Source organism: Mesorhizobium sp. M0715 (assembly GCF_040320355.1).
In the GTDB taxonomy this organism is placed as follows: Bacteria; Pseudomonadota; Alphaproteobacteria; order Rhizobiales; family Rhizobiaceae; genus Mesorhizobium.
In genome coordinates, this window is record NZ_JAMYPL010000016.1 from 81,440 (window position 1) to 101,628 (window position 20,189).

Sequence of the window (20,189 nt, forward strand, 5' to 3'; positions counted from 1 at the left end):
TTGCACCGGCCGGCTCCGGCGCTAAGTTCGGCGCCATCGAACAAGGAACCCATCGCCCATGATCACCGACGCCGAGATCCAGACCGCCCTGCCCGCGCTTGCCCCAGGCAATGCCGCCGTGATCACCGGCGCCGCCAGCGGCATCGGTCTGGCGGCCGCCAAGCGGCTTGCACTGATGGGCATGAAGATCGTGCTGGCCGACATTGGCGGCGCGCGGCTTGACGACGCCTCGCGCGCCGTTTCTGCGATTGCCGGCGACGATGCCGTGCTTGCCGTCGCCGCCGACGTTTCGAAGGCGGATGAGGTGGACCGCCTCGCCGAGAGGGCGTTCGGCGCCTTCGACGGCGTGTCGCTGCTGATGAACAATGCCGGCGTCGGCGACAATCCCGGAAAGCCATGGGAAAACCGCGATGCCTGGAAACGGCTGTTGGACATCAATTTCTGGGGCGTCGTGCATGGCGTGGAGGCCTTCGCGCCGCGCATGCTGGCCTCGGCCGGGCCGGGTCTGATCGTCAACACCGGCTCCAAGCAAGGCATCACCACGCCGCCCGGCAATCTTGCCTACAATGTCTCCAAGGCAGGGGTGAAAACCTTCACCGAGGGCCTGGCGCATGCGTTACGCAACGAACCCGGCGCCCATGTCGCTGCCCATCTGCTGATCCCCGGCTTCACCTTTACCGGCCTGACCGAGGGCGCGACGGAAAAACCGGCCGGCGCCTGGACCGGCGAACAGGTTGTGGATTTCATGCTGGAATCCCTGACCAGAGGCGATTTCTACATCCTGTGCCCGGACAATGAGGCGGCCCGCCCGCTGGATGAAAAGCGCATGGCCTGGGCGATCGGCGATATCATTGAGAACCGCCCAGCCCTGTCGCGCTGGCATCCGGACCACAAGGACAGTTTCGCGGCGTTCATGAAGGGCTGATTTTCAGGCCGCCTGCTTTTTCGACCCGCGCTTTTTCGCCACAACCTTCTTCGCCGCCATGTCGGCGATCTGTTCGTCATGCCGCTTTGCAGCACGCTCGCATTTGGCGCGGATTTCCTCGACTTCGGATTCGGTCAGATGCTCGATGCCGATGAAGTGGTTGTGGCCCTTGCCGACCCGGATCAGTTCGTCGAGCTTGGCCTGGATCGCCGCGCCGTCGCGGTTCTGAGTGTTCTGGATCAGGAAGACCATCAGGAAGGTGATGATGGTCGTGCCCGTGTTGATGACGAGCTGCCAGGTGTCCGAAAAGCCGAAGAACGGACCGCTCACCGCCCAGACGATGACGATCAGGCAACAGAGGGCGAATGTCGGCGGCAGGCCGGCTATGCGGGCGACCCAGTTGGCGACCTTGGTGAAATGCTTTTCCATCTATCGAAATCCTCAACGCTGCGGCGCGATGAGAACAATCAGCGACCGTTTCAGGTTCCCGATGCAAGCAAATACCTCAGGTACAATTGCCTACACGCATAGGGAGAATAGCCTGGAAAACACGCCTTATGGGTTCAATGTCACAATGACCCTGCAGGCGAGAGTGCCTGTTCCTTCCGCTTCACAGCGGTTTAACTCCAGCCCCTTCCGCTGCGCCACCCCCGCATGGCGGAAGGGGTTTCAGTCCGGCGGGCCTTGAAGCGCGTCGCCCGACTCCGTCTCAACGCTACGCACTTGACCTGGTCAGACGGCGTCGTTTTCCCAGCGATCGAGGAACGCTTCGATCGGCATGGCCTGCATGTCGGGAACCGCTCTGGCCAGCTTTTCGACCGGCCAGTCCCACCAGGCGAGAGCTTCGATCCGCGCCGCGATATCCGGAGCGAAGCGTGGCCGGAGAGCCTTCGCCGGCACGCCGGCGACGATCGCATAGGACGGCACGTCACGCGTCACCACGGCGTTGGCGCCGATGACGGCACCGTTGCCGACGGCGACCCCGGGCATGATCACCGCGCCGTGGCCGATCCAGACATCATGGCCGATGGTCACCGCTTTCGCTTGCCGCCGCTCGCGGAAGGCGGCATCGACGCCCAGCCAACGAAAATACTCGTTCGGCCGGTAGCTGAGCTTGTGCTGGGTCAGCCGCTCTATGGGATGCTCCAGCGCATTGATGCGGCTGTTGGCGGCGATCGAGCAGAATTTGCCGATCGTCGTGTAGATCGCTTCCGAATGGCGTTCAAAATAAGAGAAGTCGCCGACATTCACCTCGCGCAGCACCACTCGCTCGCCGATCGAGGCATAGCGGCCGAGCTTGCACGCCTTCAGCTCCGCGGTCGGATGGATGCGTGGCTCGGGGTCTTTCGGGACGAGGTTTTCGGAACGGTCCATGCCGGCGGCTTTACCCCCGAGCGATTGGTCCCGCAAGCGGGACCAATCGTCCGAAGGTCGGCAGCCTGTTACGGCTTGCCTTTGCTCCACACCACGTTCTGACCGTAGAGCGGCACGGTGGTGACCGACATTTTGGCCGAGCCGTTCTGCACCTGGCGCGAATGCGAGAGATAGATCAGCGTCTCGTTGGCCTTGTCGTAGATGCGGTTCACCACCTGCTTCTTCCAGATCAGGCTGATGCCTTGCTTGAACACTTCCTCGCCGCCCTCACTCATGTCGATGTCACCGATGGTGATCGGACCGGTCTGGCGGCAGGAGATCGAGGAATCGGACGGATCCTCGAACCAGTTGCCCTTGTGCAGGCGATCGATGATGCCGCGATCGAAATAGGAGACGTGGCAGGTCACGCCTTCCACTTTCGGATCCTTGATCGCTTCGACGATGATGTCATTGCCGAGCCAGTCGACGCCGACCTTGCCGACTTCCTCGGCGACCGCGGCACCGGCGCCAAGGACAACGCAGGCGGCCAAGGCGCCGCCGATCAGTTTCCGCCCAATCAGTCCGTGCCCAAGCAGCCGTCGCCCAACCAGTCGTCGCAAACTAGCCTCCTGCGGTTCGAGTTGCCGGTCACAGGTGGGGCGAGCAGCCCGGCTTTGCAAGCAGATAGGTCGACACCGCCGCGGTTGCGGCAACGCGGCACTTTGCCTGTGCGAGGCCGAACCGCTAAGACTGTCGCACAGGCGCGGCATTGAGCCGGCGCGGCGATTTCTGCAGACGGACTTTTGATGATGATGCGTTCTATCCTGGTCGGCATTCTCGTCCTGATGGCGGCCGGCATCGGCTGGCTGACCTTCGACTGGTACCGCGGCCACTATGGCGGCGAACCGTTCGGGGCCGCCTTCACCCTGGTCGACCAGAAAGGCACGCCGATCACCGAAGCCGCCTTCAGGGGGCAGCCCAGCGTCGTCTTCTTCGGCTTCACCCATTGCCCCGAGGTCTGCCCGACCACGCTGTTCGAACTGGCCGGCTGGCTGAAGACGCTCGGCGACGACGGCAAGAACCTGCACGCCTATTTCGTCTCGGTCGATCCCGAGCGCGACACGCCGGAAGTGATGAACGCCTATGTCAGCAATTTCTCCGACCGTATCGTCGGCATCACGGGCGCTCCGGACAAGGTCCATGCCATGGCCAAGTCGTTCGGCATCTACTGGAAGAAGGTCGACACCGGCGACGGCGACTACACAATGGACCACACCGCCTCGGTGCTGCTGCTCAACGCCAAGGGCGACTTTGCCGGCACAATCGCCTACGGCGAAAGCGCCGATACGGCCATCGCCAAGCTGAAGCGGCTGGCGGCGAAAGGCTGATTACCATTTCATGACCCAGACGCGCCTTTACTTCACCACCGGAAAGATCGAGTCCGCCAGCATTTTCGCGGCGCTTGAGGCAGCCTTCGAGGAAGAGGGGCTGCCGATCGCCGTCCTGGAGGTCGACGAGGACAGAGACATCCACGAAGTGTCGCTCTATGCCGATGGCGACGTCGATGCGGTCGAGACCCGCTTGAAGGACATCCTTGCCGGCCTTTCCCTATCGAAGCCGATCAAGCGCGAGGCCCTGCCCGACATCGACTGGGTGGCGCATTCGCTGGAAGAGCTGAAGCCGGTGCGTGCCGGCCGTTTCTTCGTCCACGGCGCGCATGACCGCCGCAAGCGCCACAGCGGTGAACTGGCCATCGAGATCGAGGCCGGCCTCGCCTTCGGCACCGGTCACCACGGCACCACAGCCGGCTGCCTGGAAATGCTGGAGAAAGTGGTGCGGCGCGAGCATCCGCGCAATGCGCTCGACCTCGGCACCGGCAGCGCGGTGCTGGCGATCGCCGTCGCCAAGCTGGCGCATATTCCTGTGCTGGCCACCGACATCGATCCGGTGGCGGTGCGGGTGGCTGCCGCCAATGCGCGGCTCAACCACGTCAAGGCACTGGTGGAAACAGCAACAGCACCAGGCTTTCACCATCCGATCTTCGGCAAGCGCGCGCCCTTCGATCTGATCGTCGCCAACATATTGGCGCGGCCGCTGATGCGGCTGGCGCCGCAAATGGCCGATCACATCGCACTTGGCGGCTCGATCGTGCTGTCGGGTATCCTCGAGCGCCAGCGGGACGCCGTCATCTCGGCCTATGTCGGCCAGAATTTTCGCCACGTGCGCACCTTGCACCGCGAAGGCTGGGTGACGATCCATCTGAAGCATTGAGGCATGCAGGCCGGCAACGACCGAGCTTGGACCAAGTTCCGCCGATTGTCAGCCAAGCGATGCTGTAGCAGGTTGCGCCCAGCCGGAAATCGATTCCGATTTCCGCGACCGTACGCTACGGTTGCGCTGACCGCAGGAGGCCCACAATGTTCCAGACCTTCGATTCCGCCGGCGACCCGGCCGTCGGCCAACCGCGTGTGGCGTTGCTGCGCCAATGGCTTGAAGCCAACGGGCTGGACGGCTTCATCGTGCCGCGTGCCGACGAGCATCAGGGCGAATATGTCGCCGACCGCTCGGCGCGGCTGAAATGGCTGACTGGCTTCAGCGGCTCGGCCGGTGTCGCCATCGTCCTGCGCGACCGCGCCTTCGTCTTTGTCGACGGGCGCTACACGCTGCAGGTGCGCAGCGAGGTCGATCTCGACGTCTTTTCGATCGAAAGCCTGGTCGACAATCCCCCGGCCGTCTGGCTGAAAGACAATCTTGGCAAGGGCGCACGGCTCGGCTTTGATCCATGGCTGCACACGATCAGCGAGGTCAAGGCGCTGCAGGCTTCGGCCGACAGATCGGGCGCTGTGCTGGTGCCGCTCGACAAGAACCCGATCGACATTATCTGGAAGGATCAGCCCGAGGCGCCGGTGGCTCCCGTCGAGCTTCACCCGATCGGCTTTGCCGGCGAGCTTGCCAAGGACAAGCTGGCGCGGCTGGCGGCGGCGATCGCCAAGGATGGTGCCACCCATGCGGTGCTGACCGACCCCTCCTCCATCGCCTGGGCCTTCAACATCCGTGGCGGCGACGTGCCGCACACGCCGCTGGCGCTCGGCTTCGCCATCCTCGCCGCCGATGGGTCGCACCAGCTTTTCATGGATAAGCGCAAGTTCTCGCGCCAGGTCGCGGCCTACCTCACCCAGCTCGCCGAGCCGCATGAGCCCGGCGAATTCGAAGCGGCGATTGCGGCACTTGCCAAGAGTGGCGCGAAAATCGCGCTCGATCCGGTGCTGGCGGCCGACAGGCTGCGCATGCTGGTCGAGGCCAATGGCGGCGTCGTCGTTGCAGCAGCAGACCCCGCCCGCATCCCGCGCGCCACCAAGAACCAGGCCGAGATCAACGGCTCGCGCGCCGCGCATCGGCGTGACGGTGCGGCCGTGGCGAAGCTTCTGTGCTGGCTGGAGCGGCAAAAACCCGGATCGCTCGATGAGATATCGGTGGTCACCCGGCTGGAGGAACAGCGCCGGCAGACCGGCGAGGAAACGCAGATGCCGCTGCGCGATGTCTCCTTCGACACCATTTCGGGCGCCGGCCCGAACGGCGCCATCATGCATTATCGCGTATCGCGCGCCACCAGCCGCAAGCTGCAGGCCGGTGAACTGTTCCTGCTCGATTCCGGCGCACAGTATCAGGACGGCACCACCGACATCACCCGCACCGTGCCGATCGGCCAGCCGACACAGGAGATGCGCGAACGCTTCACCCTGGTGCTGAAAGGCATGATCGGCATTTCCACCTTGCGCTTTCCCGCCGGCACGCGCGGCTCCGAGATCGATGCCGTCGCGCGCATGGCGCTGTGGAAGCACGGTTGCGACTTCGCCCACGGCACCGGCCATGGCGTCGGCTCGTATCTGGCCGTGCATGAAGGGCCGCAGCGTATCGCCCGCACCGGCACCGAAAAGCTGCTCGAAGGCATGATGCTGTCCAACGAGCCGGGCTACTACAAGGAAGGCGCCTACGGCATCCGCATCGAGAACCTGATCCTGGTGACGTCGGCGCAAGAGATCGAGGGCGGCGATATCGCCATGCACGGCTTCGAGACGCTGACGCTGGCGCCGATCGACACAAGACTGGTGCAGTCGGACCTCCTGACGCGCGACGAGTTGCACTGGCTGGACACGTACCATGCGCGCGTGCTGACCGAGATCGGCCCGATGCTCGACGGCGAAACGCTGGCCTGGCTGGAGAAGGCGACGGCGCCATTGCCGCACGACGCGAAGATCTGATTTTCTGAGGCGCCGAGGGCGTGTCGAGATTCAGGTCAGGACGAGCCGAAAACGATGGGTTCCGAGAACCGGAGCGGAGCGTACTTTTGGGTACGTGAGCACCGGAAGCGCAGGAAGCCGCCGTTTGCAGGCCGTCATCACCTGAATATCGATACGCCCTACCCGACGAACTGCCGCGCCACGATCAACATCGCCGCACCCGCCAGAAACATCGCCATCAACCCACCGCGCAGCGAGACGACCGCGGTGACCACCAGAGCCGCCCATTCCGCCGGCCCGGCATTCAACAGTTCCGGCGCCACCAGCGTCGTCAGCACCGCCGCCGGCACGGCGTTGAGACCGGCCTCGACGCGCGGATGGATGGTTTCGAAGCGGGAGATGACCAGATGCCCGCCGATTCGCGTCAGATAGGTCGCGATTGCGCCGGCGATGATGATCCAGAAGGTCGTGCTCATGGCCGTGCCTTTACGCCGCTGTGATGGGGAGGCAGGATGACCGCCAGCAGCACACCGGCAACAGCGCCAATCGAGACATGCCAAGGCGAGCCCACCGTCTTGTAGGCGATGATCGAGGCGGCGGCGCTGGCGACGACCACCGGCAGCCACAGCGGCCGCTTGCGAAAGCCCAGCACGAGACCGAGGAAATAGATCGGCAGCAGGAAATCGATGCCGAGCGCATGCGTGTCGGGGATCAGCTTGCCGAACAGCGCGCCAAGCGCGCTTTCGACGATCCAGAACAGATAGACCGGCAAGCCAAGCCCCAGATACCAGGCAAAGCCGACTGTCTGGCCCGATTGCGCCCGCGCTTCGGCTACCGCGAATTGCGGATCGGTGAGGATGAAATAACCAAGTGCCTGCTGGGTGACAGGCCAGTGCGCGATGCGCCGGCCGATGCCTGCGGAATAGAGCACGTGGCGGAAATTGACGGCGAAGATCGACAGCACGATCAGCCACGGCGCCACATGCTGGCCGAACAGCTGGATGCCGACCATCTGGCTGGCGCCGCCATAGACCAGCGCGCTCATCAGGAAGGCTTCCAGGACCGAGAAACCATTGTCGACGGCGAGCGCACCGAACAGCACCGCAAACGGCGCCGACGCCACCACGACAGGCATCGACAGCCGCACGCCCTGCCAGAAATCGCTTCTTTCGCTGCTCTCCGAAATTGCGTCCGTCGCCATCAACCACTCCTGATACATGTCGCCCAAAAGTGCGTAGCAGGGATAACGACATGCACAACAACAAGGGAAGCGCGGTATGTAGGTGGCGCGCCTCGCCGTGTCACACGAATTCGCTTGAGCCAAACGATCAGCGGAAATGATCGCTGGATCGGCTGAGTTAGACGCTTATTCCTTCGGGATCTTGCCCTCAATCGCCCTGCCCCAGTCGAGCAGCGGCTTGGCGCGCAAGGTGAAATCGACGAGTTCATCGACCAGATCAGCCGTATGGATTCCGGCCGGATCGATGACATGCTGGACATAGAAATGCCGGTGGCGGATGGCGGCGACCAGATCGGGATCGCTGATTTCCTCGAAGCCGCGTGGCGTACGCTTCATACGGCCTTCGGTCTCGAGTTCAAGCCGGTTCTTCTTCAGCGCCGCCACCAGGGCGCGAAACTTGTCCGGCTTCGTCGCGACGGCTTTGCGCATCGCCAGCAGCAGCGCAGGCTCCGGCTGCCACCAGGCAATGTCGGCAAAGCAGCGCTCAAGCCCGATATGCACGTAGAACACGCCCTGCTCCATCTTGGTGCCGTCGGGCGACAGGATGGCCGACAAATGCCTGTTGTAGGGCCGCTTATCCCTAGCGAAACGCACGTCGCGATTGATCCGGAACAGCGACTTCTTGCGGTCGCCGCGCAGGCCGAGACCTGCCTCCGCGAAGCGCGCGGTCAGCGTCTCGACGAGATCACCGAATGGATCGCGCAAATCCTTTTCGAAGAGGTCGCGATTCTCCAGGAACCACTCGCGGCTCTGGTGGAAATCCAGCGCCTTGAGGAACGGAATGGCTTTGGGGCCGAAGCCGCTGAACGGTCCGGTCATGCCTTGCCGATCCGCACCAGCCAGGCATCCTCGTCGATCACCTCGATGCCGAGTTCGCTGGCGAGCTTCAGCTTGGAGCCGGCACCTGGCCCGGCCACGACAAGATCGGTCTTCGCCGAAACCGAGCCCGCGACCTTGGCGCCGAGGCGCTCCGCCATCGCCTTGGCTTCGGAGCGTGTCATCTTCTCCAGCGAGCCCGTGAACACGACCGTCTTGCCGGCGACCTCGCTGTCGGCCGAGACGTTGACGATATACGGCTTCGGCTTGACTTGGCGGAGCAACGCGTCAAGCACGTCGTCATTGCGCTCATTGCCGAAGAAGTCGCGCAAAGCATCGATCACGGTATCGCCGATGCCGTTGACCGAGGGGAAAACCGTATGTGGATTCTCCGCTGCCGCTGTCTCCTTGCCGACGCGGATCAGCTCCTCGATGGTCGAGAAGGTGCGGGCAAGCACGGCGGCCGTCGTTTCACCGATATGGCGGATGCCGAGCGCGAAGATGAAGCGGTCCAGCTCCGGCTCGCGGCGCGAATCGATGGCGGCGAACAGCTTGTCGAGGCCCTCATAGTTGCGATCCTCGACGCTGCGCACATTCTTGCGTGTCTTGCCCGATGCGGCCTCGCGCTGCCTTGCCTGCTCCTCACGGCGCTCGGCCAGCGCCCTGGTGACAGCCGGACGGCGGTCCCTGAGCGTGAAGATATCGGCGGCGGTCTTGATCAATCCCGCATTGAAGAACGTGTCTATGTTTTCCGCGCCGAGCCCTTCGATGTCCAGGGCGCCGCGTGACACGAAGTGGCGCAATCCCTCCACCGCCTGCGCCGGGCAGATCAGTTCGCCGGTGCAGCGCCGGCGGGAATCTTCCTTGCCGGTCTTTTCGTTGATCTCGCGCGTCGCCGGCGAGCCGCAGATCGGGCAAGTGTGAGGGAACTCGTAAGGCACCGCATCAGCAGGCCGCTTGTCGATGACGACGCTGACGATCTGCGGAATGACATCGCCTGCCCGCTGGATCACGACCGTATCGCCGATGCGCACATCGATGCCATCTCGGATCGGCTCGCCGGTACTGTCCAGGCCCTTGATGTAGTCCTCATTGTGCAGCGTGACGTTCTCGACCACGACGCCGCCGACAGTGACCGGCGCCAGCCGCGCAACCGGCGCCAGCGTACCGGTACGACCGACCTGGATGTCGATCTTCTGCACGGTCGTCATCGCCTGTTCGGCCGGGAATTTGTGCGCGACCGCCCAGCGCGGTTCGCCGGTGACGAAGCCCCATCGGCGTTGCAATTCCAGCTGGTCGACCTTGTAGACGACACCGTCGATATCGTAGCCGAGCGCCGAGCGCTGCTCCTCGATCCGATGATAATGCGCGATCAACTCCTCGGCCGATTTCGCCCGCACCATCAGCGGACTGATCTTGAACCCCCACTCGGCGAATTTCTGTACCGAATCATATTGGGTCGGAGCGGGATCCGCCGAGGTGTAGCCCCAGGCATAGGCGAAGAATTTGAGGTTGCGGCTGGCGGTGACGGACGGATCCTTCTGGCGCAGCGACCCGGCCGCCGTATTGCGCGGATTGACATAGTCCTGGCCGCCGGCCGCTGCCGAGCGTTGCTTCAGCGCCTCGAATTCCGCATAGGTCATATAAACCTCGCCGCGGATCTCGATGGTTTCGGGCCAGCCCGAGCCTTTCAACTTCGCAGGGATGTCGGCGATAGTCTTCAAATTGGCGGTGATGTCTTCGCCGACGGCGCCGTTGCCACGCGTCGCGCCCTGCACGAACACACCGTTCTCGTAGCGCAGCGAAGCCGACAGCCCGTCGATCTTCGGTTCGGCGGTGAAGGCGATGTCGAGCTCCTTGTCGCGATCGAAGAACCGCCGCCCGCGTTCGATGAAATCCGTGACGTCATCGTCGGTATAGGCCTTGGCAAGGCTGAGCATCGGCACGGCGTGGCGCACCTTGGTAAAGCCTTCCGCGGGTGCTGCACCAACCCTCAGCGATGGCGAGTCCTCGCGAACCAGCGCTGGAAAGCGCTCCTCGATGGCAAGGTTGCGCCGTGCCAGCGCATCATATTCTGCATCGGTGATAACTGGCGCGTCTTCGGTATGGTAGCGCCGATCGTGCTCGGCGATCTCTTCCGCGAGGCGCTTCAGCTCGGCTTCGGCCTCGCTTTCGGTCAGGGCATCGACTGGTTTTTCGGACATGGTTTTGCACCTGGCTGCTGTTGGCCCGGGACAATAGATCAGGATTCGGATGGAAGGGAGCTGAATTCTGACAAAACCACGCCGAAACAGCAGGATGGAGCCATATGCTGACTCTGTTCGTGCGTCGAATTTCACCAGTTAGAGGCACCCCCGATCGGGAAGCAGCGCCATCAGGAAACGGCGGTATTCTCACGCAGCAGCCGCTCCGCGGCGGCGCGCGCCTCGTCGGTGATGGTGGCGCCGGCCAGCATGCGTGCGATCTCTTCCTGCCGCGCCGGCCGATCCATTTCGGCAATGCCTGTGGCGACACGGTCGGTGGTGCCGGATTTGGAGATCAGGAAATGCGTCGCCGCGCGCGCCGCCACCTGTGGTGCGTGCGTCACCGACAGCACCTGCACGCGCTTCGACAGCCGCGCCAGCCGCTGGCCGATAGCGTCGGCGACAGCGCCGCCCACACCGGTGTCGATTTCGTCGAACACCAGCGTCGGTGCCGAGCCGCGGTCAGCCAGCGCCACCTTCAGCGCCAGAAGGAAGCGCGAAAGCTCCCCGCCGGAGGCCACTTTCATCATCGGCCCGGGCCGCGTGCCTGGATTGGTCCGCACCCAGAATTCGATCTGATCGATCCCCTCTTCCATGCGGCTTTCGACCTCGCTCTTCATTTCCACGATAAAGGCGGCGCGTTCGAGCTTCAGAGCCGGCAATTCCGCCATCACCGCCTTGGTCAGGCCGACCGCCGCCGTATGACGAAGCGAGGACAGCTGCGCGGCGGCAATGTCATAGGTCTCGCGCGCGGCAGTGGCCTGCTTTTCCAACCCGTGCAGGCGCTCCTCGCCGGCATCGAGATCGGCGAGATCGGCCGACATCGTGTCGCGCAGCTGCGCCAAATCGTCGACGGCGACGCTGTGCTTGCGCGAGGCCGCACGCAGCGAAAACAGCCGCTCCTCCGCCTTCTCCAACCGCTGCGGATCATATTCGGTGGCGCGCAGTGCAGCCTCGACCCCCGATTGCGCCGCGTCGAGCGAAAGCATCGCCTCATCGAGCGATTTGACGACATCGTCGAGCAGGCCGGGCGCCTCCGTCACTTTGCGCTGCAGCCGCCGCAGCAGGCTGGCAAGTTGCGGCAAGGGCGAGGACGGGCCGGACAGCACATCCTGCGCATCATGGATTTCGGAAGCGATCTTCTCCGCTCGCATCATCGACGCCCGCAGTTCGGCGAGATCGGTCTCCTCGCCCGGCTGCGGATCGAGCTTCGTCAGTTCCGCCACCGCCGCGCGCAAATAATCAGCCTCGCGCGCCGCCGCCGCCACCTTGGCGCGGTGTCGCGACAGCTCCTGCTCGCAGGCGCGCCAGTGCCGCCATGCCTCGCCGGTCGAGCGGACGGCGCCGAGATGGCCACCGAAAGCGTCGAGCACCTCGCGGTGCGCTCCGGGATCGACCAGCGCGCGCTCGTCATGCTGGCCGTGGATCTCGACCAGCGCGCGCCCGACATCGCGCATCAGGGTGACGCTTGAAGGCTGATCGTTGACGAAGACGCGGGTGCGGCCGTCCGCCGTCTGCAGGCGGCGCAGGATGATGTCGCCGTCATCCTCGATCGCATTGTCGGCAAGCAGCGTACGCGCCGGATGGTTACGCGGCACGTCGAAGACGGCGATGACCTGCCCCTGCGCCGCGCCATGGCGCACCAGCGAAGCATCGCCGCGCGCTCCGAGCGCCAGCGACAAGGCATCGAGCAGGATGGATTTTCCGGCACCGGTTTCGCCGGTCAGCACCGAAAGACCCGGCTGGAAGTCGATATCCAGCTTCTCGATCAGGACGATATCGCGGATCGACAGTCTGGAAAGCATCAGAACCCAAATCTAGAACGGCACGCGACGGTTTGGAGTCGCAGCGCCGCACTATCTTTTTGTTTGAGCACCGGATCAATCCGAAAAAGCGCACGCTTCGATCCGAGTGCTCCAGGCAGGTTCCGCAAAAGTGTCGTGCGGTTTTGCGGCTAAAACCCGCGACAAGCAACAAAACCAGGCAGACGGCGCGTTGGTGAAGCCTGCAACGTCTGCTTGGGATCAGGCGCCGGTGATCATCTTTCCGGCCTTGGATATCCACGACCCGGCATTTTCGCGCGGTGCAAGCCCATTGCTCTGCAAGAGCTTGTATGAATCCTTGTACCATGAACTGTCAGGGTAATTGGTGCCGAGCACGGCGGCGGCGGTCTGCGCCTCCGAGGTCAGACCCATCGCGTAATAGCTTTCGGTCAGGCGGGCGAGCGCCTCCTCGACATGGCGGGTGTTAGAATAGTTCTCGACCACGGTGCGGAAGCGCTTGACGGCGGCGATGTATTCACGCCGCTCGAGATAGTAGCGGCCGATCTGCATTTCCTTGCCGGCCAGCTGATCGTTGGCGAAGCGGATCTTTTCCTTGGCGTCGTCGACATATTCCGATGTCGGCCAGCGCGTGACCAGATCCTGCATCGTCTGGACGGTCTGACGCGCTTCCTTCTGGTCCTGCGTCACGTCCTTGATCTGACGGTAGTAGCTCAAGCCGATGATGTACTGCGCATAGGCGGCGTCATCGGTCGACGGGTAAAGCGTGAGATAGCGCTTGGCCGAGCCGATCGCCTCATCGTAATTGCCCTGGCGATAGTCGGCGAAAGCGCCCATCACCATCGATTTGCGGGCCCATTCTGAATAGGGATGCTGGCGGTCGACGGCGTCGAACTTCTTGCTCGCCTCCTGCAGGCGCCCGGCATTGAGATTGGCAAGGCCCTGATTGTAGAGAACATCGGCCGGCTCGGTCTGGTCGACATAGGTCGACAGGTCGATATCTTTCTCCGACGACATGCAGGCCGACAGAAAGAGCGATGGAACAACTACTGAAAGCGCCAGGAAAACAGCCCTCTGCGGTGCTTTCAATTGACCAACTCGCTTGAAGAACATGATTGGATCTCGCCCTTTCGGCGCCATTTCAATGCCAGTTGCATGCCATTGTTTCAAAACTGGTCCCCACTTTTGAACGACATGCATTAATCGACGGCAGCAGCCATAAACCATAACCGCCTTGCCCGACAACGCTATCTCCGGCCAATCGCACATTTTTGTGGCGGCCGGACGCAGCTTGGACGTCAATGCAATTTCACTGGCGAGTGGTGCATTCCTGCCACATGCGCTATCGCCCATGGAACCCGAAAAACCCGGGAAATCAGATCATCCAGGGCGCGTAGAGTGGCGCATTGACGGCGTTCATCTCGGCGCTGCGGCCACGCTCGCGGCGTGTCGTCTCGACGATTTCGAATGCCGTGCGGTCCGAGAGCAGACGGCGCAGGGCCGCGGCATTCATCCTGTGGCCGCCGCGATAGGAGCGGAAGCAGCCGATGAAGCGGGCGCCGGCCAGCGCCAGGTCGCCCATGGCGTCCAGCGTTTTATGGCGCACGAATTCGTTGGGATAGCGCAGGCCGCCCATATTGATGACGCGGTTGTCGTCGCCGATGACCAGCGAGTTCTCCAGCGAGGAGCCGAGCGCATAGCCTGCAGCCCACAGCCGCTCGACATCCTTCATGAAGCCGAAGGTGCGGGCGCGCGCGATGTCGCGACGGAAAATATCGGCATTGAGGTCGGAGGCAAACAGCTGACGGCCGATCGCCGGACTTTCGAAGTCGATCTCGATCTCGAAACGGGTCCCGTCATAGGGGCGAAACTCCGCCCACGAGGCGCCGTTCTCGATGCGGACCGGCTTGATGACCCTGATATAGCGGCGCTTGACCGAAAGCGTCTCGATGCCCGCCTGATCGATGGCTTCGACGAACGCCATGGCGCTGCCATCGAAGATAGGAACCTCGGAACCATCGATCTCGACAGCGACATTATCGATGCCGAGCCCAAACAGCGCCGCCATGATGTGCTCGACCGTGGCGATATGCTCGCCAGCGGGATCACCAAGCATGGTGCACAGGTCGGTAGCGCCGACTTCCGAGACCAGGGCACGAAACTCGCGGCCCTGCTCCGCACCGTTGAAAAGCTGGAAAACGATGCCGGTGTCGGCATCCGCGGGCACGAAGCTGATGGACACTTCCTTGCCGCTGTGGACGCCGGTGCCGGTAAGCGACGCGCGCGTCTTCAATGTCGTCTGATAGTCGTGCAAGACAATCCCCATAAGCCCGTAATGCCTAGGTCCGCTTCTCCAGCCCGAGGGCGCGGCTCTTGTGTGAATCGGCTGGCAGGGCGACTTCCCCCGAAATCCCGGCAAACCGATGATGGTAGGCAGCGAAGATAATGTCCCGTCAGGGAGACTCCAAATCACGGTTTCTTACTCTGTGTAACCGCGAAATGGAATGAGTGCGAATTGGTAAGTCGTTGAAATCCCATCATTTAAAACGTTAACAGGCAAGCGATTCCTCGCTTACCTGTTAACAAATGTTACAGTCCGTTTACCAATCAGTTGGCCTGGCGGCGCAGGAACGCCGGAATCTCCAGCTGATCGTCTTCCTGAGTCGTCCTCACCTGCGGCGTCAGGCGGCCCTGATCATCGAGCTGGCCACGGCGCGGCGCATACAGCTGCGCATCCTGACTGGCAAGACGGCGTACTTCGGGCGCTGCCTGGCGCAGCTTGGGCTCGCGCGGCTGCGCCGGCTGCAGTCGTGCGGGTTCCTCCTCGCGACGGGTCAGGCCATTGGTCAGGCGCTTCAGCAGGCCCATCGGTCCGCTGTTGTTCTCGTGATCGACCGGGCGGCTCTTGGCATCCACCTCGGCCTTGACGACCGGCGGAAAGTCCTCGACGCGCGGCATACGCTGCGGCGCCATCGCAACCGGCTGCGGGGCTTCGCGCAGCATCTCGCGCGGCTGCGGGGCCGGCTGCATCTGCTGGACCACCGGCTGCGGCATCGGCTGGGCGGGCGGTGCCTGGAAGATCTTGCTCTGCGGGCGGAAATCTTCAGCGTGGGCGACCGGGGCCGGGCGCGCCTGCGCCATGGCCGCGGCATTAGCTTCGGCCAGATGGATGGCTTCCGCGACCGGGTCGACAGCGCGTGGCTCGTATGCCGCCTGCTGGACAGGCGCCGGACGAACCTCCGCGATCTGAGCCGCCGGGCGGCTGGCCGGCTTCGGAGGCGCCGTGCGGATCGAGATCGGCGCGGCGGCGATTTCAGCCGCCGACTTGTCGATGCCGGTGGCAACCACCGAGACGCGAATGACGCCTTCGAGTTCCTCGTCGAAAGTGGCGCCCAGGATGATGTTGGCGTCCTGGTCGACTTCCTCGCGGATACGGGTCGCGGCTTCGTCGACTTCGAACAGCGTCAGGTCGCGGCCGCCGGTGATCGAGATCAGCAGGCCCTTGGCGCCCTTCATCGAGGTCTCGTCGAGCAGCGGGTTGGCGATCGCCGCTTCGGCGGCGGCCATCGCACGGCCCTCTCCGGAAGCCTCGCCGGTGCCCATCATCGCCTTGCCCATCTCGCGCATGACGGAACGGACGTCGGCGAAGTCGAGATTGATCAGGCCTTCCTTGACCATCAGGTCGGTGATGCAGGCGACACCGGAATAGAGCACCTGGTCGGCCATGGCGAAGGCGTCGGCGAAGGTGGTCTTGTCATTGGCCAGCCGGAACAGGTTCTGGTTGGGGATGACGATCAGCGTATCGACGCATTTCTGCAATTCCTCGATGCCGAAATCCGCGGTCTTCATGCGGCGCTGGCCTTCGAAGTGGAACGGCTTGGTGACGACGCCGACGGTGAGGATGCCCTTTTCGCGCGCCGCGCGGGCAACGACGGGAGCAGCACCGGTGCCGGTGCCGCCGCCCATGCCGGCGGTGACGAAGCACATATGGGTGTTGGTCAGGTGATCGAGGATTTCATCGATGCACTCTTCCGCCGCCGCACGGCCGACTTCCGGCTGCGAGCCGGCGCCAAGGCCTTCGGTGACATGCGCGCCGAGCTGGATCAGGCGGCCCGCCTTCGACATGGTCAGCGCCTGCGCGTCGGTGTTGGCCACCACGAACTCGACACCGCGCAAACCGGCGGTGATCATGTTGTTGACGGCATTGCCGCCGCCGCCGCCGACACCGAACACGGTGATGCGCGGCTTAAGCTCGGTGATGTCCGGCTTCTGCAGATTGATGGTCATTGTCTCCGTCCTTTGCCTTTCACGCCGCTTCGCCGCCGCGGCCGCCTATGGGGCTGTCCCCGTCAATTTTAGAAACTGTCTCTCAACCACTGACTCATGCGATGCAGTTTTCCGCCCGTTCCGGTCATTTTGAGACCGGAAATTCCTTTCGCAGGATGGCTCTCGAAGCTCGCCATCTGCGGATAGATCAGAAGCCCCACCGCGGCCGAGAAGGCCGGCCCCTTCGCCGCTTCCGGCAGGCCGGCCACGCCGAGCGGGCGGCCGATGCGCACATTGCGTCCCAGGATGCGGCGCGCCGCCTCCGGCAGGCCGGCAAGCTGGCTGGCACCGCCGGTAAGAACCACACGCTTGCCCACTGCATTGCCATAGCCGGACCTGTTGAGCCGGTCGCGCAGCAGTTCGAGCGTCTCGTCGATGCGGGCGCGCACGATGCGCGTCATCACCGAGCGCGGGATCTGCAAGGGCACGTCGCCATCGTCGCCGATCGGCTGGACCGAGACCAGGTCGCGGTCGTCTGCGCTGCCCGGCAGCGCCGAGCCATGCATCACCTTCAGCCGTTCCGCGGCATCGAGCGAGGTCGACAGCCCCTTGGCCATGTCCAGCGTGACGTGGTTGCCGCCGATGGCGATGGCGTCGCCATGGACGAACTTGCCTTCCGAAAACACCGAAATCGTTGTCGTGCCGCCGCCCATGTCGATGCAGGCCGCACCCATTTCCAGCTCGTCGTCGACCAGGGCCGCCAAACCGCTGGCATAGGGCGTCGCCACCATGCGCTCGACCGACAGATGCGAGCGGTTGATGGAAAGCTCCAGATTGCGCATCGGCGCGGCGTCGCCGGTCAGCACATGCATGTCGACGCCGAGTGCGTCACCGACCATGCCGCGCGGATCGCGCACGCCGCGTTCGGCATCCAGCGAGAAGCCGACGGGAAGCGAATGGATCACCTCGCGCTCGGCCTTCAGCGCCTGCTTGGCGCCAGCACCGAGAACGCGCTTGATGTCGGCCTCGTCGGCCTCATGGCCGCCAAGATTGATGGTGGCGGAGAAGGCTTCGCTCTTGAGCCGGCCGGCCGTCATGTTGACGATCAGAGAATCGACCGTCAGCCCGGCCATGCGCTCGGCCGCGTCGACGGAAAGGCGGATGGCGTGCTCGGCGCGGTCGAGATCGACGATGACACCCGACTTCACGCCTTGCGACTTCTGGTGACCGATGCCGATCACCTGGATCCGGTGCGAGCGGCCGCGCAGCAGCTTGCCGTCATCGCACGGCTTCAGCTTGGCCACCATGCAGCAGACCTTGCTCGAACCGACATCCAGCACCGTCAGGGTGCCGGACCGGCGCGACGCGGCATCGCCAGGACCGCCAAGCCAGTTCATATCTTCGTCTCCGGCTTGCGCTTCAGGCTCTTGGGTTTCTCGTTGAGGGCGGCTTCGCGCTGCGTCGCCGCTTCCGCCGTCAACTGCACGACCAGCCGGTCCGTCAGGCGCATGTCGACGGCGGCGATGTCGCGCGACAGCAAGCCGCTGTCATGATCCATCTTCACGAGTTCGGCGAGCGCCTGTTCCTCGTCATCCTCGGGAAGCTTGATGGTGATGCCATTGTCCAGCTTCAGGTCCCAGCGCCGCTCGCCTACGCGGATATACCCTTTGATCCGGCTCGCGAGCTCGGGATATTTTTCGACCTTGGCCAGGAAATCGGGCGCGCTCGCCGGCGCGCCGGCGCCGATCAGCAGCGGCAGAAGCACCTGCTTGCCGCCCGAGAACGGCGCGATCATGGCACCATTCCTCTCGATGACCGAAAGCTCGTCGCCCTGCTGCCAGAGCGCGAAAGCCTCGCGCTCCTCGACACGTACTTCCAGCGTATGCGGGTAGACCTTGCGCACCGCCGCAACCTCGATCCACGGCAGGCCGGAGATCCGTTCGCGCGCTGCCTCGGCATTAAAGCCGATCAGCGACGTCCAGCCATCAAGTTCAAGCCTGTCGAGTATATCGATTTCCGAGGTCTGGCGATTGCCGACCACCTTGACCTGATCGACGGCAAAGCCGGTACGGGCGGTGATGCTCTGCACGATACCGTCGACGTGACCGCCAAGGTAGGCACCATAGGCACTGCTCGAGAAAATCAGCACGGCCGACATCATGGCCGCGGAAAAGCGCGGCGCCTGGAATTCCCCAACGCCCAGGCGCGCCAGAATGCGCACCGGGCGGCGAAGCATGCGCGGCAGTACGAAATGGTCCAACGACAATGACAGGCCGAACAGCGCCGGCCCGGCCGCGCCCCTCTCCCTACCTTGTCCCCATTTCAACGCAGACACGAAGCGTCCTCCACCATCCAACTCAACAAATCGCCAAACGAGTGCCCGGCTTGGGCGGCGATTTCAGGCACCAAAGACGTCGGCGTCATACCCGGCTGGGTGTTGACCTCGAGCCAGACAATCTCGCCGTTTTCGGAATGACGATCGTCATAACGGAAGTCCGAACGGGAAACGCCTCGACAGCCGATCGCTTGGTGAGCCTTGAGCGCCAGTGTTTGTATTTTTTGGTAAATATTCGGTGAAACTTTTGCGGGGCATTCGTGCTTTGATCCCCCGGCGACATATTTTGAATCATAGTCGTAGAAGGAATGGCCGGTCGGGATGATCTCGCAGACCCCCAGCGCCACATCGCCCATCACCGCGCAGGTCAGCTCCCTGCCGTGGATGTAGCGCTCGACCATGACGGTATCGCCATATTTCCACTCCGACGAGCCAAGAACCTGCGGCGGATGCGACTGGCCCTCATGCACGATGACGACACCGAAGCTCGAACCCTCATTGACCGGCTTGACCACATAGGGCGGCTTCATCGGATGCTTGTTCTGGATGGCAAAGCGGCTGGCGACCTTCGATTCGGCGACCACGATGCCGACCGACTTGGCAACCCGCTTGGCCTGCTCCTTGTTCATGGCCAGAGCCGAGGCGAGCACGCCAGAATGGGTGTAGGGAATGCCGAGATATTCAAGGATGCCCTGAATGGTGCCGTCCTCGCCAAAAGGGCCGTGCAGCGCATTGAAGGCGACATCCGGCTTGAGCTCGGCAAGCACGGAGCCGACATCGCGCCCGACATCGACACGGGTGACCTGGTAGCCTTCCTTCTCGAGCTCATCGGCACAAGCCCTTCCCGACGAAAGAGACACGGGCCGCTCGGACGAAAAACCACCCAGCAGGACGGCCACATGCTTGTTTTTCATTCCCCGGCATCCCCTCTCTCACGGCGGACCAAAACCAGATTTTCCGCAACATTGAGTCAGAGTCTCCCGGCAGGT

General features: G+C 63.5%; 18 protein-coding genes. 4 read left to right on the plus strand and 14 right to left on the minus strand.

Features of this window, described 5'->3' with window-relative positions; translation table 11 throughout:
* Positions 1-58 precede the first annotated feature (58 nt).
* On the plus strand, positions 59-925 hold the full coding sequence (locus NKI21_RS19475) for an SDR family NAD(P)-dependent oxidoreductase (protein WP_352442249.1): 867 nt from the start codon (positions 59-61) through the stop codon (positions 923-925).
* A gap of 3 nt (positions 926-928) precedes the next feature.
* On the opposite strand, the gene NKI21_RS19480 is transcribed toward NKI21_RS19475, so the two are convergent.
* The 3 genes from NKI21_RS19480 to NKI21_RS19490 form a co-directional block, all read right to left on the minus strand.
* Positions 929-1,354: a low affinity iron permease family protein gene (locus tag NKI21_RS19480; RefSeq protein WP_127320442.1), complete on the minus strand. Its 426-nt coding sequence runs from the start codon at positions 1,352-1,354 to the stop codon at positions 929-931.
* Between the two features lie 303 nt (positions 1,355-1,657).
* Complete coding sequence (locus tag NKI21_RS19485; RefSeq protein ID WP_128303506.1) at positions 1,658-2,299, minus strand: DapH/DapD/GlmU-related protein; 642 nt, start codon at positions 2,297-2,299, stop codon at positions 1,658-1,660.
* Between the two features lie 68 nt (positions 2,300-2,367).
* Entirely contained in the window at positions 2,368-2,859 is a 492-nt protein-coding gene (locus NKI21_RS19490) for a CreA family protein (protein ID WP_352551976.1), read from the minus strand.
* Positions 2,860-3,087: 228 nt separating this feature from the next.
* On the opposite strand from NKI21_RS19490, the gene NKI21_RS19495 reads away from it, so the two are divergent.
* The 3 genes from NKI21_RS19495 (at position 3,088) to NKI21_RS19505 (ending at position 6,540) form a co-directional block, all read left to right on the plus strand.
* On the plus strand, positions 3,088-3,666 hold the full coding sequence (locus NKI21_RS19495) for an SCO family protein (RefSeq protein ID WP_023813126.1): 579 nt from the start codon (positions 3,088-3,090) through the stop codon (positions 3,664-3,666).
* Between the two features lie 10 nt (positions 3,667-3,676).
* On the plus strand, positions 3,677-4,549 hold the full coding sequence (locus NKI21_RS19500) for a 50S ribosomal protein L11 methyltransferase (protein WP_352866845.1): 873 nt from the start codon (positions 3,677-3,679) through the stop codon (positions 4,547-4,549).
* A gap of 146 nt (positions 4,550-4,695) precedes the next feature.
* The gene (locus tag NKI21_RS19505) at positions 4,696-6,540 is read left to right on the plus strand and encodes an aminopeptidase P family protein (RefSeq protein WP_352866848.1); all 1,845 of its coding nucleotides are present in this window, start codon (positions 4,696-4,698) and stop codon (positions 6,538-6,540) included.
* A gap of 158 nt (positions 6,541-6,698) precedes the next feature.
* Here the strand turns inward: NKI21_RS19505 and NKI21_RS19510 are convergent, their stop codons facing one another.
* From NKI21_RS19510 to NKI21_RS19560, 11 genes are all read right to left on the minus strand, one after another.
* Positions 6,699-6,995: an AzlD family protein gene (locus tag NKI21_RS19510; protein WP_352442244.1), complete on the minus strand. Its 297-nt coding sequence runs from the start codon at positions 6,993-6,995 to the stop codon at positions 6,699-6,701.
* Complete coding sequence (locus tag NKI21_RS19515) at positions 6,992-7,720, minus strand: AzlC family ABC transporter permease (RefSeq protein WP_128303502.1); 729 nt, start codon at positions 7,718-7,720, stop codon at positions 6,992-6,994. Before NKI21_RS19515 ends, NKI21_RS19510 begins: the two co-directional genes overlap by 4 nt.
* Positions 7,721-7,885: 165 nt before the next feature.
* Positions 7,886-8,578, minus strand: a complete 693-nt coding sequence (locus tag NKI21_RS19520; RefSeq protein ID WP_352442243.1) for a DUF2461 domain-containing protein — start codon at positions 8,576-8,578, stop codon at positions 7,886-7,888.
* Positions 8,575-10,779 (minus strand): NAD-dependent DNA ligase LigA, encoded by a 2,205-nt coding sequence (gene ligA / locus NKI21_RS19525; protein WP_127296004.1) that lies wholly within the window; start codon positions 10,777-10,779, stop codon positions 8,575-8,577. The genes NKI21_RS19520 and ligA overlap by 4 nt, the downstream gene beginning before the upstream one ends.
* Before the next feature lie 170 nt (positions 10,780-10,949).
* Positions 10,950-12,623: a DNA repair protein RecN gene (gene recN, locus NKI21_RS19530; RefSeq protein ID WP_352611269.1), complete on the minus strand. Its 1,674-nt coding sequence runs from the start codon at positions 12,621-12,623 to the stop codon at positions 10,950-10,952.
* 219 nt (positions 12,624-12,842) lie between these two features.
* A complete protein-coding gene (locus NKI21_RS19535) occupies positions 12,843-13,712 on the minus strand; it encodes an outer membrane protein assembly factor BamD (protein WP_023813133.1) in 870 nt (289 codons plus the stop codon).
* Between the two features lie 262 nt (positions 13,713-13,974).
* Positions 13,975-14,925 (minus strand): UDP-3-O-acyl-N-acetylglucosamine deacetylase, encoded by a 951-nt coding sequence (gene lpxC, locus NKI21_RS19540; RefSeq protein ID WP_023813134.1) that lies wholly within the window; start codon positions 14,923-14,925, stop codon positions 13,975-13,977.
* Positions 14,926-15,206: 281 nt separating this feature from the next.
* Positions 15,207-16,886 carry a cell division protein FtsZ gene (ftsZ, locus tag NKI21_RS19545; RefSeq protein ID WP_352442241.1) on the minus strand — a complete coding sequence of 560 codons (1,680 nt, stop codon included), beginning with the start codon at positions 16,884-16,886 and terminating at the stop codon, positions 15,207-15,209.
* A gap of 68 nt (positions 16,887-16,954) precedes the next feature.
* Positions 16,955-18,262, minus strand: a complete 1,308-nt coding sequence (gene ftsA / locus NKI21_RS19550) for a cell division protein FtsA (RefSeq protein ID WP_352442240.1) — start codon at positions 18,260-18,262, stop codon at positions 16,955-16,957.
* Positions 18,259-19,200, minus strand: a complete 942-nt coding sequence (locus NKI21_RS19555; RefSeq protein ID WP_352442239.1) for a cell division protein FtsQ/DivIB — start codon at positions 19,198-19,200, stop codon at positions 18,259-18,261. The genes ftsA and NKI21_RS19555 overlap by 4 nt, the downstream gene beginning before the upstream one ends.
* Entirely contained in the window at positions 19,188-20,114 is a 927-nt protein-coding gene (locus tag NKI21_RS19560) for a D-alanine--D-alanine ligase (protein ID WP_352442238.1), read from the minus strand. The genes NKI21_RS19555 and NKI21_RS19560 overlap by 13 nt, the downstream gene beginning before the upstream one ends.
* Between the last annotated feature and the right edge of the window lie 75 nt (positions 20,115-20,189).